Raw genomic sequence first — 15,286 nt, 5'->3', positions numbered from 1 at the left:
ATTTTGTTCTACTCATTTTGAATAACGATCTAATAATAATAAGTACTGTTTCATTTCTTCTTCATCAAAATTTTGATCCCCTTTCAATACATGTTCTCTTAAATGTTGTTCAAGAAGTTGCTGCATTAACCCATTAACAGCACCTTTAATTGCTGCAACTTGTTGTAATACTTCAAGACAAGAGCTTTCAGGTGTTAATAATGACTTTTCAACAGAAGTAACCTGTCCTTGAATCCGCTTGATGCGATTAAGTATTTTTTTATCTTGATGCAAATGAGACATGATTTTTCCTAAAAAAAATATATACTGGGGGGAGTATCTTGGAAAGATAAAATTTATGCAACTTCATAGTAACTTAGATCGTCGTCATTCTCATCAATTCGATGAAGGAAATCCTTTAGCACAAAAGAAAATACTGATTGCGACAATTCTTACAGCAATCATGATGGTACTAGAGATATTGGGGGGATGGATTTTTAATTCGATGGCCTTACTCGCAGATGGCTGGCATATGAGTTCACATATGGTTGCTCTCGGCTTAGCTTATTTCGCATATCGAATGGCCCGACATTATGCTCATGATCAGCGATTTAGTTTTGGTACTTGGAAAATTGAGATTCTAGCAGGGTACAGTAGTGCTATTTTACTTATGGTTGTAGCACTTTTAATGGGTATTCAATCTATCGATCGATTAATGAATCCCGTGAATATTCATTACAATGAGGCAATACCAATTGCAATTGTTGGTTTATTGGTAAACTTGGTTTGTGCATGGTTATTACATGACGGAGGCCACCACCATCACCACGAGCATGATCATCACCATGAACACGACCACCACCACGATCATCATGACTTAAATCAAAAGGCGGCGTTTCTGCATGTAGTAGCTGATGCGGTTACTTCTGTATTGGCAATTGTTGCATTGTTTGCGGGGAAATATTTTGGTTGGAGTTTCTTAGATGCACTATTAGGTGTAGTTGGAGCTATTCTTGTCGCTAAATGGTCATGGGGATTATTAAATGAGACAGGAAAGACACTACTCGATGCAGAAATGTCTCACCCTGTGGTTGATGAAATCAAAGAGGTTATAGAGGAATTTCCTCAAGTTAATATTACTGATTTACATGTTTGGAAAGTTGGTAGAGGCAAGTTTTCTTGCATCTTGGCTTTAGAGAGTACAGGTGTAGATTTAACACCAGATGTAGTGAAACAGGCACTCTCTATCCATGAAGAAATTGTGCATGCAAGTGTTGAAATACATTTTATTTGAATTATTGAATGGTTTTAGTTGGACAAATAAGTCCAACTAAAACATTTTTATATAGTTATAAGTGATTAGCCGCTTATCCCGAAAAAGTGAAGAATAATTCCTATAGCGCAGCAACCAGCTAAAGTAGTCATCATTCCAAGTTTGAAACGGAATAAAGCAAGCATAGCTATGATTGATAACATTAGTGACCATGGGTTAATGCTGGATAAAACTGGAACTTGTAAAACCATTCCATATTTATGAATTACATTAACTTCAGCAAATAATGTATGTAATGCAAACCACACTGATAGATTAAGGATCACTCCAACAACAGCTGCTGTAATTGTCGAAAGTATGGCATTTAAAGCCTTATTATTTCTTAATGCTTCAATATATGGAGCACCAATAAAAATGAATAGAAAAGAGGGTACAAATGTTACCCATTTCGCTAATATACCTCCAAGAGTACCAGCCAAGGCAGGATTCAATGATCCTGGGTCTCGATACGCTGCCATAAAGCCTACAAACTGAACTACACTAATCAGGGGGCCAGGGGTGGTTTCAGCCATACCAAGTCCGATCAGCATTTCACTAGGTTTAAGCCAATGGAAGTTTTCGACGGCTTGCTGTGCAACATAAGATAAAATTGCATAAGCACCACCAAACGTAAGTACGGACATTTTGCTGAAGAATAGAGCGATATGCGTATAAACATTATCTTTGCCCATTAAAGTAATAAAAGCTATAAGTGGGCCGAGCCATAAGACCAAACCAATGAGAGTAATTTTTAGAGCTCTTGTATGGGAAGGTTGTACATGCTCTGGGATCTGCTTAGCAAAAGCAGCATCAATAGCTGCTAATGAAGCATTAGAGCTATTAGCGTCAGAATGAGATGAGGAGGCGTTAAATGCTTTACTTCCACTTTTATTTCCGATGTAACCGATAAGCGCAGCAACTAAAATAATAAATGGAAAAGGCAAAGCAAAGATAAAGATGCCGATAAATGACAAGATAGCGACAATGACCATCACCTTGTTTTTTAAGGCTCGACGACCTACACGCATGACAGCTTCAAGAACTACTGCAAGTACGGCTGCTTTTAATCCAAAGAATAATGCTTGAACAATACTAATCTGACCATAACTTGCATAAATCCAGCTTAGTATTCCTAATGCAAGTAGACCCGGTAAAATAAAGAGAGTACCCGCAACGAGTCCGCCACGTGTTCGGTGTAATAACCAACCTATGTATACAGCCAACTTATGTGCTTCAGGACCAGGAACAAGTGTACAGTAATTTAAGGCATGTAAAAAACGCGTTTCACTAATCCATTGTTTCTCTTCAACTAAAATTTTATGCATTACTGCGATTTGCCCCGCAGGTCCACCAAAGCTAAGCGCAGCTACTTTAAGCCATACCCAAAAAGCTTCACGAAATGAAACACCATGAAGTTCATGTGGGGGAATGCTTTCAGCTAAAGCAGTGGAATCTTCATTTGTATTCATTGCTATTTCACCTAAATTTTTGAAATTTAAAAAGTATTTGATGCGTTTAATCATTCAGTACAGAGCTATTTTTATTAAAGCTAGACAATAGGCCATTAAAGATTGCATTTGATGCGACTAATAATTGGTCATCATCTGTAATGTTTTCATGTATTCCTGCAAAGACGGTTTCTATGCCTGAAGCTTCGGGTGGCTCAATCCCGCCAATATCAAGATAGTGGACAATCTCTGCAATTTTTTTCAAAGCAGGTGTTTCTAAATTAAAACTATGTAAAAGAACTTCGAAGGTAACCCAGTGATTGATATGACTGAAAGCTGCACCATCAAAATCGAATCCTAAAGCTTCTTCTGGACATTCACTTGGTGTTTCTAACCAAATAAATGTAGGAGTTGAATCAATAAAAGTCTTGATTAGCCATGCAGAGGCTAGACGATCAATCCAAGGTCTCTTACGAGTTGCCCATATTTTGTTTTGATAACTATTTTTATCTAGAAGTTGAATATGTGCTTGTATTGCTTGAGGCTCATTCACTTCACCAAGTCGAGCTATTGAAAGCTCTAAAGCAGAAAGTTCATTTAGTACCTGTGCTTGAGTCTCATCGGGGTAATAGTCAATTTCTACGAGTGCATCGATACTTTTTCTTAATTTACGGATTTGCTTGAGCAGCTCTTTCTTTTCATCTTTAGATTGACGATCTCTTAACTCAGAGAGTTGTTTATAGAGGACATCGTATTCTTCTTTTCGACTGAAGAAAGGAGCTAATTCAAGGTTTAAAGGCTGCTCCGCATGGAATACATACGCAGAGCCTTGCTCTGAAATAACGTCACTTGCAATAGGATCAAATTTCTCGCTATGAGAAATGGGAAGTAAATACACACCATCTCTAAGGATTGCGGCTCCACTTGCTTTAAGAGAACGCCATACTCTCATACGTGTAGATGTGTTCTGTGTAGGCAAAGAGGATATGAGTAAAGATATTTTCATGTTGTATACTCAACTTATTTGTTAAATATATAACATTAATTTGGCTTGGATACAAATATGAAGAATCGATTTCTTATATCAAAAGAAATATTAAAGGGCGGAAATGGCTAAAGAAGAATTTTTTAAGTTTTTGATTTTATATAAATTATTTGGTTTTATTGTTTCAATATACATCAATATTTGTGAATTCAGTATTACTCATCACAAAAAAAATTGTTTTAGTTATAATTAAATTATTGATTGTAAAGTGTCTAAATTGTAGGGTGTTCAAAAGTTGACTGAGAATTAGGTTATTTGTAAATCTCAGTCAAAATTTTAATTTTTAGAAGGCGCTTATCGATTTAAGATAACATCAGCTAATTGATGGGCAATTTCCTCAATACTATTTACAGAAGTATTTAAGGCGACTTTATCGGCTAAATTCGGACTATAATCTAAAACGTCATTTTTAGTAATTTTGTGCCAAATCGGTAAAATCATTTTATGGCCATTCATTTCTCGAGCTACTAAGCCATCAAGTTCATAGTTGGTCCAGTCTTTCTTAATAAAGTCAGTTGAAAGAACAACGGTACCGTATTTAGAGTTTCGGAGACCACTATCAATTTTTTGACGTAAACTGTCCCCAACTTTTAACGTGAATTCATCGTACCAAACGTTTACTCCAAGTTGCTGTAATGTCTCTGCAAGCGGTCTGACAAAATCTTCTTTATCTTCTGAAGCGTGTGAAATAAACAAATCATATTCTGGTTCCGTCTCAGGTATTGTATTGTTGTAAGATGATATTGAAACATCAGTAATATATTGGGTAGAAGCTTTAATAGCATCAATTTCACGTTTCAGCTTCTTTTGATGTTCAATTTCGTCTTTCTGCTGTTTTTTAGTCAGGACCTCTAATTTTTTTCTTTCCAGTATTTCTTCTTTTATAAGGTTCTGCTTTTCTTTCAGCAGCTTATTATCAATATCAATCTTTTTCTTTTGTAAGTCTGAAAGTTTTGATTGTATACGAGCGTTTTCTTGTTCTTTCCTACTAATTTCTGATAACTTTGTTTTTAATGTAGAGGGGCTAGTTGTCTTCCCGATAGAATTTTGAATTTGTAAAATTTTAGAAATTATATCAGCTCCCTTTTTCTGCTCTAAGCTCATTCGATGAGTAATATCTGCTAACTCCTTATTTAACCTTGTTATGGTACTGCTTATAGTTTGTATTGACATGTTGGCTCTATGATAAATATAAAGGGTAAGATTATTATTTGGTTAGGCGAAATACAAGGTTTATGTGTTACATCACTCTGTAAGCGTAGAGCAGTGCTCTGCCCAATCTGCCATTAATTCTTTACGTTTATCTAGATAATCTCCACGCAAGTAAGAAGCTTCAACTTTATCTGGTAGTTTGTGCGCTAATACATGTTCACAGACTTCACGCGCATAATTAGTTTTTTCCGCAGACCAGTCACGAAAAGTAGACCGAAAGCCATGTGTGGTAATTATACGATTCTGTTTTGGATCAATATAGCCTAAGCCATTTTTTAGTTCTTGTTCATGCATACGCTTGATTAGTGTAGTCAATGGCATGTCGGAAAGCATTTCACCACTACGTGGGGCGGGGAATATAAAATCTTCTAATTGAATATATTCTCGAATGAACTCTTAATTGAGGTAAAATTACATGAACTGTCTTAGAATGGGTAGTTTAAGATGATTTGTAATTTACAATCATTAGCTTACTAAGCAAGAATAGTGTCAGGTGAATGAAATATAAACAAATGATTGGTTGAAATTTTATTGTAGTAAAAATAACAGTAAAAAACTAAAATTAAATTATTTTTTGTATGTTTATCAGTGGTTTGGTTGTTTAATTTGACTAACACCGCTTCCGCCAAATATCTAAAAAAGCCCTTGTGATTACAAGGGCTTTTTTTATACATATAAATTTATTGAAAATAAATCCTAAAAAATTGGTAATCATGTGAATAAACGAATTATTCACATGAGTTTGGATAACGTATTTAATCAGTGCAATATCTTATTTAATCAGTGCAATATCTTATTTAGCTCAGCATAATAAAGCGCTGAATGAATGCACGAGCAATACAAAAACAGATGGTTCAGGCGCAGATATGCTCCTGAACAATTATTCACGATAGATGTTTAATGGTATTGTCGGATGAATGGCTGGCTAATGAACGTAAATCAGAACCAGAAGGTGCTTGATAAATTCTTAAGCCAAATTCAGGAATAATTGCCATCAAATGGTCAAAAATATCAGATTGAATTGCTTCATAGTCATTCCATACCGTTGTATTGGCAAATGCGTAGATTTCAAGCGGTATGCCTTCACTGGTTGGCTGCAACTGACGAATGATCAGCGATTGGTTTTTTGCAATACCTGAATGTTGTTTTAGATAAAACTCAACATAAGCCCGAAAGGTTCCGATATTGGTCAGGCGACGTTGATTATAGATCGACTGATTTTCAAACTGCTGATTAAAAGTCTCTAGCTCAGATTGCTTATTGTCCAGATATTGATCCAGCAATAAGAAAGCTTTTAATTTCTGTTGTTCTTCCTGAGTAATGAAGTGAATACTGGTTTGGTCAATAAAGATAGATCGCTTGATCCGTCTTGCACCCAATAACTTCATACCGCGCCAGTTTCTAAAGGTATCCGTCACCAATTTATTGGTCGGAATCGTAGTAAAGGTTTTATCAAAATTTTGCACAGTGATGGTATGTAGCGACATGTCAATCACATCACCATCGGCATTGAGTGAAGGCATTTCAATCCAGTCACCTATACGTACCATGTCATAAGAAGAAATTTGTACGGACGCGACCAAAGAAAGAATGGTATTTTGGAAAACCAATAACAATACTGCTGCCATAGCACCAAAACCTGCCAGCAGAGTAAATACGTCTTTCTTCAGGAATGTACCCAATACCAGTAAACCACAGACGATAAATACGATCAGTTTGATCAGCTGAAGATAACCTTTGATAGGTTTATTAAGTGACTTTGGGTTACGTTGATAAAATAAGTTAAAAACGTTGAGAAGTTCACTGAGTGCAAGGGCAATCGTGAGGAAGATAAATGCTTGTGATGCCATTTGTACGAGACTGACAACTTTTACAGACAAATGCGGAACTGTGCTAATCCCATTTAAAATAACAATCGCTGGGACAATGTTTGCCACTCTTCGAATCACACTGTGTTCAGAGAAAATTTCACTATAGGCAAACTTCATTTTTGAAATGAGTTTACGTATACCCCGAACAACGACTTGTTTTGCAATAAAATTTGCTAAAAATGCGAAAAAAAGCAAAATGGACAATGATGTCAGCATTTCTAACCACGGATACTGATCAGACCATTCCTGAATATTTTTAAAAAAAGCAAAGTTATCCAAAAGTACAACCTCAAAATCTCGGATAGGTCATTGTATTGTTTGTGAAGGACAATATTAGATAAAAATACTTTTTAGCTACATTTGGGCATCATTTATTTACTCAATTGAATGATCACATGATTTAGTATCAATGACCCATTGATTATAGATGTATGCTTACACTTTAATTTGACTGTATGAAGCATTTGTTTTTAGATAAGTTTTATTTTAAAACGCTTTATATATCTCATTTCTTTAATTCTCAGATGACAATAAGTTGAATGAATTAGTCTTATTGCTGCATATTTATTTTTAAGATTTATATCACGATTTTTTTTAATCATATTTTTATGATCATGTGATCTTCAACACAGATGTTTCTCATCATTTTCAGCTATATTATTTGCATTGGATAGGAGATGGTTTGTGATAAAAATTCTTGGAAGAGCTGATTCAATCAATGTCAGAAAATTACTTTGGCTGTGTGATGAACTCAATATTTCTTATGAGCGTGAAGATTGGGGGCGTGGCTTTCAATCCACTCAAGAAACCGCATTTTTAAAGCTGAATCCCAATGCGACCATTCCTGTTTTAATCGATGAGGATTTTGTGTTGTGGCAATCCAACTCGATCATTCGATATTTAGCCAATCAATATAATGGACAACACCTTTATCCTTTGGATGCCAAACAACGTGCTGAAGTGGATCAGTGGATTGATTGGCAGGGGATTGAATTGAACAACAGCTGGACATATGCCCTGATGCATTTGGTTCGTCATTCACCTCTACATCAAGATTTAGAGCGGGTAGAGCAAAGTATTCAGGCTTGGAGTAAACATATGCAGATCCTTGATCAACAATTAGAAAAAACAGGGTCTTATGTCACAGGGCAAAACTTTTCTTTAGCGGACATTGTGATTGGCTTGTCTGTACAGCGTTGGTACTTAACACCATTTGAAAAAATAGATTTTCCGTATGTTCAAAATTATTATGAACGTTTAAGTCAGCGTGAAGCTTATTTAAAATGGGGCAATAATGGTCAAAACTAGTTTGACAGCAGATTTTCGTATTGTGAATTAACTTGTTCGAAACAAGAGCAAAAGAGCTGAAAATGATTTCAGCTCTTTTTTTGATCAAGAAACTTGAAGCTCGCTTGTAATCAAGCTTACACCTGTCGCAGACTGAATTTGCTCTAAGCTGACATCTTTAGCCAGTTCAACCAATTTAACGCCTTGTGGCGTAATATCCATAACACCTAGATCAGTGATGATGCGGTTGACAACCAATCTGCCCGTAAGTGGCAGTGAACACTCTGGGACAATTTTGGGGCTACCGTCTTTGGCACAGTGTTCCATCAAAACCACAACTTTTTGAACACCAGCAACCAAATCCATTGCACCTCCCATTCCTTTGACTTTCTTACCAGGAATCATCCAGTTGGCTAAATCACCTTTTTCAGAAACTTCCATTGAACCCAATATGGCAATATTCACTTTACCACCACGGATCATGGCAAAAGATTCAGCACTAGAGAAAAATGCAGCACCTTGACGTGCAGTGACGGTTTGTTTGCCTGCATTGATTAAATCCGCATCTACAGTTTCTTGAGTTGGAAATTCATCTATTCCCAATAAACCATTTTCAGATTGTAGCCAGACATCGATATGCTCAGGAATATAGTTTGCAACCAGTGTCGGCAATCCGATACCTAGGTTGACATAAAAACCATCTTCAAGTTCTTGAGCAGCTCGCTCAGCCATTTCATTACGCGTCCAAGCCATGATTAAGCCTCCGTCTTCAATGTCAATTGTTCGATTCGTTTTTCAGGTTGTGCATTCAAGATGATACGACTGACATAGATGCCTGGTAGATGAATTGAATCAGGATCTAGTTCACCAATTTCAACAATTTCCTCAACCTCAACGATGGTCAATTTTCCTGCCATGGCGCATTCTGGATTAAAGTTACGTGCTGTTTTACGGAAAATCAGATTACCCGCTTTATCTGCTTTGTAAGCTTTTATCAAGGCAATATCTGCAATCAAGGCATGTTCAAGGATATAGTCTTTGCCAGCAAAATTACGAACTTCTTTTCCTTCTGCAACCAGTGTACCTACACCTGTTTGGGTAAAAAATGCAGGAATGCCTGCACCGCCAGCACGTAATTTTTCCGCCAATGTCCCTTGAGGAGTCAGTTCAACTTCAAGTTCACCATTCAGATATTGACGTTCAAATTCTTTATTTTCACCCACATAGGATGAAATCATTTTTTTAATTTGTTTGGTTTGTAAAAGTTTGCCTAGACCAAAATCATCAACGCCAGCATTGTTTGAAATGCAGGTTAAACCTGTTACGCCCGTTTCTTTTAAGGCATCAATTAATGCTTCTGGGATTCCACATAATCCAAATCCGCCCACAGCAAAGGTCTGATTGTTTGCAACTACATCAGCTAAAGCTTCATGCGCACTCGCGACAACTTTGTTCATCGTTTTAACTCTATGTCCTTTAGAGCCTTTATTATTAGCACTGCATAAATGATTTTAGAAATTGATTCTTTCAAATGTTCAATGAGAAAAACTCATTAATTTTTCGTTAAAAACATTGAATTTTATTGATTTGCAGGAAGCTTTAAAACTGATATGCCAACAAGGTTTCGATAAATTGAGAGGAGATATTGGAGAGTTCAAAGTCTTTTTTATAAATCACGCCTACAGGAAGATTGACTTGTCCATCTTCAATTTCAATCAATAGGTTATTTTCTTTGTCGATATAATTTTGAAAATGCCGTGGAATTGCACTGACACCCATGCCAAAAGCCACAAAATGGGAAAGAGAACTGATTTGATGACACTCGATTTTTAAATCCAAAATTAAATCATTCTGAGCACATTTTTCTTCAACCACATGTCGAATGATTGAAGGTTTTTGTAGTGTTATAAAGGGATACGAACATAATTCTTGCCATGTTACTGATTGATGTTTGGCGAGTACATGGTCTTTAGGAAGTAATGCCAAAAAATCTTCATTGAAGAAGGGTTTAAAAATTAATTGATCATTGTGTTGAGGTTCAAAGCAAATACCAAGTTCAAAAATACCTTCTTGTACTTTTTCAATAATTTTTTCATTGGGAATATCATGGATTGAAAAATTGATATTGGGATGATGCTTGTTAAATTCGTTGAGTACTGCGGGTAAAATAGCATGTGTTGCGAAAGGCATAGAGGCAATATTGAGTGTCCCTCGATGCAGCTTAAAACGTTGTTTAACGTCTCTTTCCATGTCTTCCCAATTGGCTAAAAGCTTTTTGGCAAATGGGATTAAAGCATTTCCTTCCGCAGTAAGATCGACACGACGGGTATTGCGTTTAAACAGTTTTCCGCCAAGTTCATCTTCTAAGCTTTTGATACTTAAACTTAAAGCGGATTGACTCAAACAAAGCTCATTGGCAGCATTGGCATAGTTTAATGTGCGGGCAAGGACTAAAAATGCTTTTAATTGTTTGAGTGTCATAACTCTACCTCACTGATCTTTAGCACTATGATACGCTAAACTCAGAATCTTTGATCGTATAACCAATCATTTAAGCACTTAAATTATATTGTGTTTACTCAATCAGCTGAGTTCAATCCATTAATAAAATTTCAATTTTATTAATGGTTTAAGTTAATTTTTATGTGAGTAAATATTGATTGTGTATGGATAAACCAAGCTAATCTTGAATTTGTAAAAGAATGAATGGGCTACTTTTTCATGAATGATCTTGAAAATCATCACTTTGTTTTTTTATATCAGTACCCATTAAGTCAACACAAAAATAAATCTGCTTCAATTTATGAGCTTTTCATATTAACTGATAAATATTTTCAAATAATATCCCTAAAAATTTGGATTATAGTTTTATTGATAATTTGGATATGGATATTCCAATTTATAAATCTGGATGATTTATAAATGCTCAATGTATTGATGAAAATTAATTTTTCTAACTATCCATTTTTATTTATTGAATAACTCATTCATATCAATGGATGGGACTGCCTTGTGATGATTTGAAATAAAAAACAAGGTGGATTTAGACATATATGCTTTAAGGACGGAGTAAAAGATATGTGGGAACTGGGTATAATTTTGCTTTCTCTCGGGCTGTTGATGTATACCGCTTACAGAGGATTTTCTGTGATTCTCATGGCACCGATTTGTGCCTTATTTGCCGTCTTACTGATCAATCCAGCCAACGTTTTACCATTTTATTCTGGTGTGTTTATGCCAAAAATGGTGGGCTTTATTAAAGATTATTTCCTGGTTTTTTTACTTGGGGCAATTTTCGGTAAAGTTGTTGAAATGTCTGGTATTGCAGAATCAATTGCCAAAACCATTGTCGAGCTCATTGGCTCCAAAAATGCCATGTTGACCGTTGTGCTTCTAGGCGCGATTCTCACCTATAGTGGTGTAAGTTTGTTTGTGGTGGTTTTTGCAGTCTATCCGTTTGCAAACCAATTGTTTAGACAAGCCAATATTCCAAAACGTTTGATTCCAGGCACAATTGCACTAGGTGCTTTCTCGTTTACGATGGATGCCTTACCGGGCACACCTCAGATTCAGAATGTTATTCCAACTACATTTTTCGGAACCAATATTTATGCCGCACCTTTTTTAGGAATTATTGGGGCAATTTTTGTTTTGGGTGTCGGTTTAAGTTATTTGGAATGGCGTCGCCGTGTTGCTGCACGCAATGGTGATGGATTTACTTCTGGTATTACATTGACTGAGGCTGAATTACAACAATTCGAAAGTCAATCTCAACAACAGGATAATGGTTCTGGACTACGCCAATTTATGGCATTTGTCCCATTGATTTTGGTGGCTGTGATGAATAAATATTTATCCACCGCGATTAAACAATGGTACCCGAACGGCTTTGATTTTAATGCAATTGGACTGGCGAACTATACTGTGGATGTCGCTAAAACATCGGCGATTTGGGCGGTCGGTTTAGCATTAATCGTGGGTATTATTACCGCCATTATGTTTGATTACCGCCGTGTATCCACCAGTTTTAAAGAAGGGGTCAATGCAAGTATTGGTGGCTCTTTACTTGCGGTGATGAATACTGCATCTGAGTACGGTTTCGGTGCCATCATTGCAGCATTGCCAGGTTTTGCAGTGATTAGTCATGCTTTGGGACATACTTTTACCAATCCATTGGTCAATGGTGCAGTTACGACCACTGTTTTAGCAGGGATTACAGGTTCAGCCTCAGGCGGTATGAGTATTGCGTTGAGCGCAATGGCTGATCAGTACAATGCAGCAATCGCTGCAATGGGAATTCCTGCTGAGGTGATGCATCGTATCGTCGCAATGGCTTCAGGAGGTATGGACACCTTACCTCATAATGGCGCAGTCATTACTTTACTTGCCGTAACAGGGCTTACTCATAAACAATCGTATAAAGATATTTTTGCCATTACGATCATTAAAACCATTGCGGTGTTTGTTGCGATTGCAGCATTTACATGGTTTGGTATTGTCTAAGTTTATATTGAAGAAGCAACACAGGGAGTCAAACATGAGTCAACTTCTCAAAGATAAGGTTGCATTTATCACAGGTTCAGCAAGTGGTATTGGGCTTGAAATCGCTAAAAAGTTCGCACTTGAAGGTGCAAAAGTCGTCATTTCGGATATGAATGCGGATAAATGCAATGAAGCCGTTTTTGCTTTACAAAAGGATGGATTTGACGCTTTATCTGCGCCTTGTGATGTTTCCAATGAAGATGCTTATGCTGCAGCGATTGAGTTAACGCAAAAGACCTATGGGCGTTTAGACATTCTGATTAACAATGCTGGTTTTCAGCATGTTGCTTCAATCGAAGAGTTCCCAACAGATATTTATCAAAAGTTGTTAAATGTAATGTTGGTGGGTTCTTTTATTGGAATTAAACATGTATTTCCAATCATGAAAGCACAAAAGTATGGTCGTATTATCAATATGGCTTCGATCAATGGTCTAATCGGCTTTGCTGGAAAAGCAGGTTATAACAGCGCGAAACATGGCGTGATTGGTTTAACGAAAGTGGCAGCTTTAGAGTCTGCACGAGATGGTATTACCGTCAATGCATTATGTCCGGGTTATGTAGATACACCCTTGGTCCGTGGTCAAATAAAAGATTTGGCAAAAACGCGTAATGTCAGTGAAACAAGCGCACTTGAGGACGTTATTTTAGCTATGGTGCCACAAAAACGATTACTGAATGTTGAAGAAATCGCAGATTATGCAATTTTTCTAGCCAGTGAAAAAGCAGCAGGCGTCACGGGGCAAGCTGTGGTGATGGATGGCGGTTATACAGCGCAATAGTGTCAATATTCATCCAATCATAATTATCCATTCTAGCCGTTGATATCGCTGCGGAAAGATCTGCTTATTCATCATCATTATTTGTGGAGGACGAATTCCTCCACAAATTTGAGTGAGTCTTGCCGTTATAAAAGCATTATTTTTCACTATTAAATATCAAGATATTTCCCACATTTTTCAAGGATAAGAGGAAGTGTATATATGAAATCAGTCAATAAAGTTGCCATTATCGGTACGGGTGTAATTGGTGCAAGTTGGGCTGCTTTTTATCTGAGTAAAGGATTTCAGGTCAGTGCATTTGATCCAGCTGCCGATGCAGAACTCAATTTAACGACACGAGTTCAAAGCTACTTACTTGATCTATTTGAATTAGAAGAACACAAACAGGGTGATTCGGAAAGTTATATTACAGGGCTTTTGAACAATTTAAGGTTTTATCAAAATATTGCAGATGCAGTTAAAGATGCCGACTTTATCCAAGAAAATGGTCCAGAACGAATTGATCTAAAAAAACAACTATATGTGCAACTCACACAAAATTGTCCAGAAGATACCATAATCGCGTCCAGTTCATCTGGTTTAAAAATATCGGATATTCAGCAAGATTGTGTTTATCCAGAACGAATTGTTTTGGGACATCCTTTTAACCCGCCCCATCTATTACCGCTTGTAGAGATTATTGGTGGCGAGAAAACACATACAAAGTATATACAGGATGCTTTTGAGTTTTATCAATCATTGGGTAAAAAGCCGATTTTGATCCAAAAGGAAGTCAAAGGACATGTTGCGAACCGCTTACAGTCTGCGATTTGGAGAGAAGCATTTTATTTGGTTTCTGAAGGGGTGTGCAGTGCAGAAGATATTGATACCGCAATCACCAATGGACCTGGATTACGTTGGGCAATCTTTGGTCCATATCTGAATATGCAACTGGCAAACCAACAAGGATTTAAAGCGGCGATGCATCATTTAGGTGAGCCAATGTCAGAATGGTGGGCTGATATGAAACCCTATACATTGACTGAAGAAAAAATCGAGATGCTTGATGATGCGACTCAGCACTTTGTGAATAGTTTAGGAGGTAAAAATCTGCAATTGCTTCGCAATCAAGCATTGTTAAAAACTTTGAAAATGAGAGCTGAATTGGATTTGCCATAATCGTTATTGTTGAATAAATATACAATTTATCTCTAAAAACTTTTGCCTCACTCCTGAATAGCGATGCTGATTTTGAAATGATTTTAGCTCGCTATTCAATCTGTTGAAAAATTCAATAGTAAAATATAATTTTTATTAATAATAAAATCAATGATATATATATTATTGACTGATGTTACGCAGTAACTCTAAAATTAAATTTTGGAGCTAGAAGAATGTGGATACGCGAAAACGTCATCCGCAATTGCTTGAGTCAGGACTCCTTCTAATAAGTAAAGTTTCTGGGAAACTTTGAATATTTTGACGATAGTAAACGAGTTCTGCGGTGAGCAGCGATACCGCTGCGCAAGATGGTTGCCCTTGCGGAGCTTCGCTCCTCATGCCAAAACAAAAGTACCTCGAGCCGAAGGCTATTCCATAAATTTAAACTTTGGATGTAAGACTCCGTCGTGTAAATTTAGTTTTTTCTTTTTCACCTACTTAATTTAAATCAAGTGCGTAACATCAGTTATTGAGTGATATTCAACTTTGATTGTCTCGCCTCACATCTAAAGTTTAAATAGATGATCCTAGATCCAATTGAATATAGCGTTATCCATATCACCTCAAAATAGAAAGATGATCTAGGATTCAAAAGTGCAAAATCAATGA

At 36.6% G+C, this 15,286-nt stretch carries 13 protein-coding genes and 1 pseudogene; 5 read left to right on the top strand and 9 right to left on the bottom strand.

The genetic code is table 11. From position 1 onward, the window contains the following. Nucleotides 1-12 precede the first annotated feature (12 nt). The gene (locus F938_RS06910; RefSeq protein WP_000018740.1) at nt 13-282 is read right to left on the bottom strand and encodes a metal/formaldehyde-sensitive transcriptional repressor; all 270 of its coding nucleotides are present in this window, start codon (nt 280-282) and stop codon (nt 13-15) included. Nucleotides 283-337: 55 nt separating this feature from the next. Between F938_RS06910 and dmeF the strand changes: the two genes are divergently transcribed. Beyond that, on the top strand, nt 338-1,273 hold the full coding sequence (dmeF, locus tag F938_RS06905; RefSeq protein WP_001175951.1) for a CDF family Co(II)/Ni(II) efflux transporter DmeF: 936 nt from the start codon (nt 338-340) through the stop codon (nt 1,271-1,273). 65 nt (nt 1,274-1,338) lie between these two features. Here the strand turns inward: dmeF and chrA are convergent, their stop codons facing one another. The 5 genes and pseudogenes from chrA to F938_RS06880 all read right to left on the bottom strand — a co-directional run bounded on the left by chrA (nt 1,339) and on the right by F938_RS06880 (nt 7,146). Next, nucleotides 1,339-2,814, bottom strand: a complete 1,476-nt coding sequence (chrA, locus tag F938_RS06900; protein ID WP_000595802.1) for a chromate efflux transporter — start codon at nt 2,812-2,814, stop codon at nt 1,339-1,341. Next, entirely contained in the window at nt 2,807-3,745 is a 939-nt protein-coding gene (locus F938_RS06895; RefSeq protein WP_002065076.1) for a chromate resistance protein ChrB domain-containing protein, read from the bottom strand. Before F938_RS06895 ends, chrA begins: the two co-directional genes overlap by 8 nt. Nucleotides 3,746-4,078: 333 nt before the next feature. Further along, nucleotides 4,079-4,957 carry a TIR domain-containing protein gene (locus F938_RS06890; RefSeq protein WP_000027438.1) on the bottom strand — a complete coding sequence of 293 codons (879 nt, stop codon included), beginning with the start codon at nt 4,955-4,957 and terminating at the stop codon, nt 4,079-4,081. A 72-nt stretch (nt 4,958-5,029) separates the two neighbouring features. Continuing rightward, nucleotides 5,030-5,386 (bottom strand): annotated as a pseudogene (locus tag F938_RS06885) (tyrosine-type recombinase/integrase); the annotation flags it as partial. Nucleotides 5,387-5,880: 494 nt separating this feature from the next. Continuing rightward, a complete protein-coding gene (locus tag F938_RS06880) occupies nt 5,881-7,146 on the bottom strand; it encodes a mechanosensitive ion channel family protein (RefSeq protein ID WP_004828564.1) in 1,266 nt (421 codons plus the stop codon). A 405-nt stretch (nt 7,147-7,551) separates the two neighbouring features. Between F938_RS06880 and F938_RS06875 the strand changes: the two genes are divergently transcribed. Beyond that, nucleotides 7,552-8,175, top strand: coding sequence for a glutathione S-transferase family protein (locus tag F938_RS06875; RefSeq protein WP_005030611.1), 624 nt, complete (start codon nt 7,552-7,554; stop codon nt 8,173-8,175). An 84-nt stretch (nt 8,176-8,259) separates the two neighbouring features. On the opposite strand, the gene F938_RS06870 is transcribed toward F938_RS06875, so the two are convergent. From F938_RS06870 to F938_RS06860, 3 genes are all read right to left on the bottom strand, one after another. Continuing rightward, nucleotides 8,260-8,907, bottom strand: a complete 648-nt coding sequence (locus F938_RS06870; RefSeq protein ID WP_004828566.1) for a 3-oxoacid CoA-transferase subunit B — start codon at nt 8,905-8,907, stop codon at nt 8,260-8,262. Nucleotides 8,908-8,909: 2 nt separating this feature from the next. Continuing rightward, nucleotides 8,910-9,611, bottom strand: a complete 702-nt coding sequence (locus tag F938_RS06865; RefSeq protein WP_004828567.1) for a CoA transferase subunit A — start codon at nt 9,609-9,611, stop codon at nt 8,910-8,912. Between the two features lie 142 nt (nt 9,612-9,753). Beyond that, on the bottom strand, nt 9,754-10,635 hold the full coding sequence (locus F938_RS06860; RefSeq protein ID WP_005030608.1) for a LysR family transcriptional regulator: 882 nt from the start codon (nt 10,633-10,635) through the stop codon (nt 9,754-9,756). Between the two features lie 597 nt (nt 10,636-11,232). On the opposite strand from F938_RS06860, the gene F938_RS06850 reads away from it, so the two are divergent. The 3 genes from F938_RS06850 (at nt 11,233) to F938_RS06840 (ending at nt 14,635) form a co-directional block, all read left to right on the top strand. Next, entirely contained in the window at nt 11,233-12,657 is a 1,425-nt protein-coding gene (locus tag F938_RS06850; protein ID WP_005030607.1) for a GntP family permease, read from the top strand. A 34-nt stretch (nt 12,658-12,691) separates the two neighbouring features. After that, nucleotides 12,692-13,477, top strand: coding sequence for a 3-hydroxybutyrate dehydrogenase (locus tag F938_RS06845; protein WP_004828570.1), 786 nt, complete (start codon nt 12,692-12,694; stop codon nt 13,475-13,477). Between the two features lie 201 nt (nt 13,478-13,678). Next, the gene (locus F938_RS06840) at nt 13,679-14,635 is read left to right on the top strand and encodes a 3-hydroxyacyl-CoA dehydrogenase NAD-binding domain-containing protein (RefSeq protein ID WP_005030606.1); all 957 of its coding nucleotides are present in this window, start codon (nt 13,679-13,681) and stop codon (nt 14,633-14,635) included. The last annotated feature ends 651 nt before the right edge of the window (nt 14,636-15,286 follow it).

The organism is Acinetobacter bereziniae LMG 1003 = CIP 70.12, from assembly GCF_000368925.1.
Lineage (GTDB): Bacteria > Pseudomonadota > Gammaproteobacteria > Pseudomonadales > Moraxellaceae > Acinetobacter > Acinetobacter bereziniae.
This window is presented reverse-complemented; position numbering and strand designations above follow the sequence as displayed.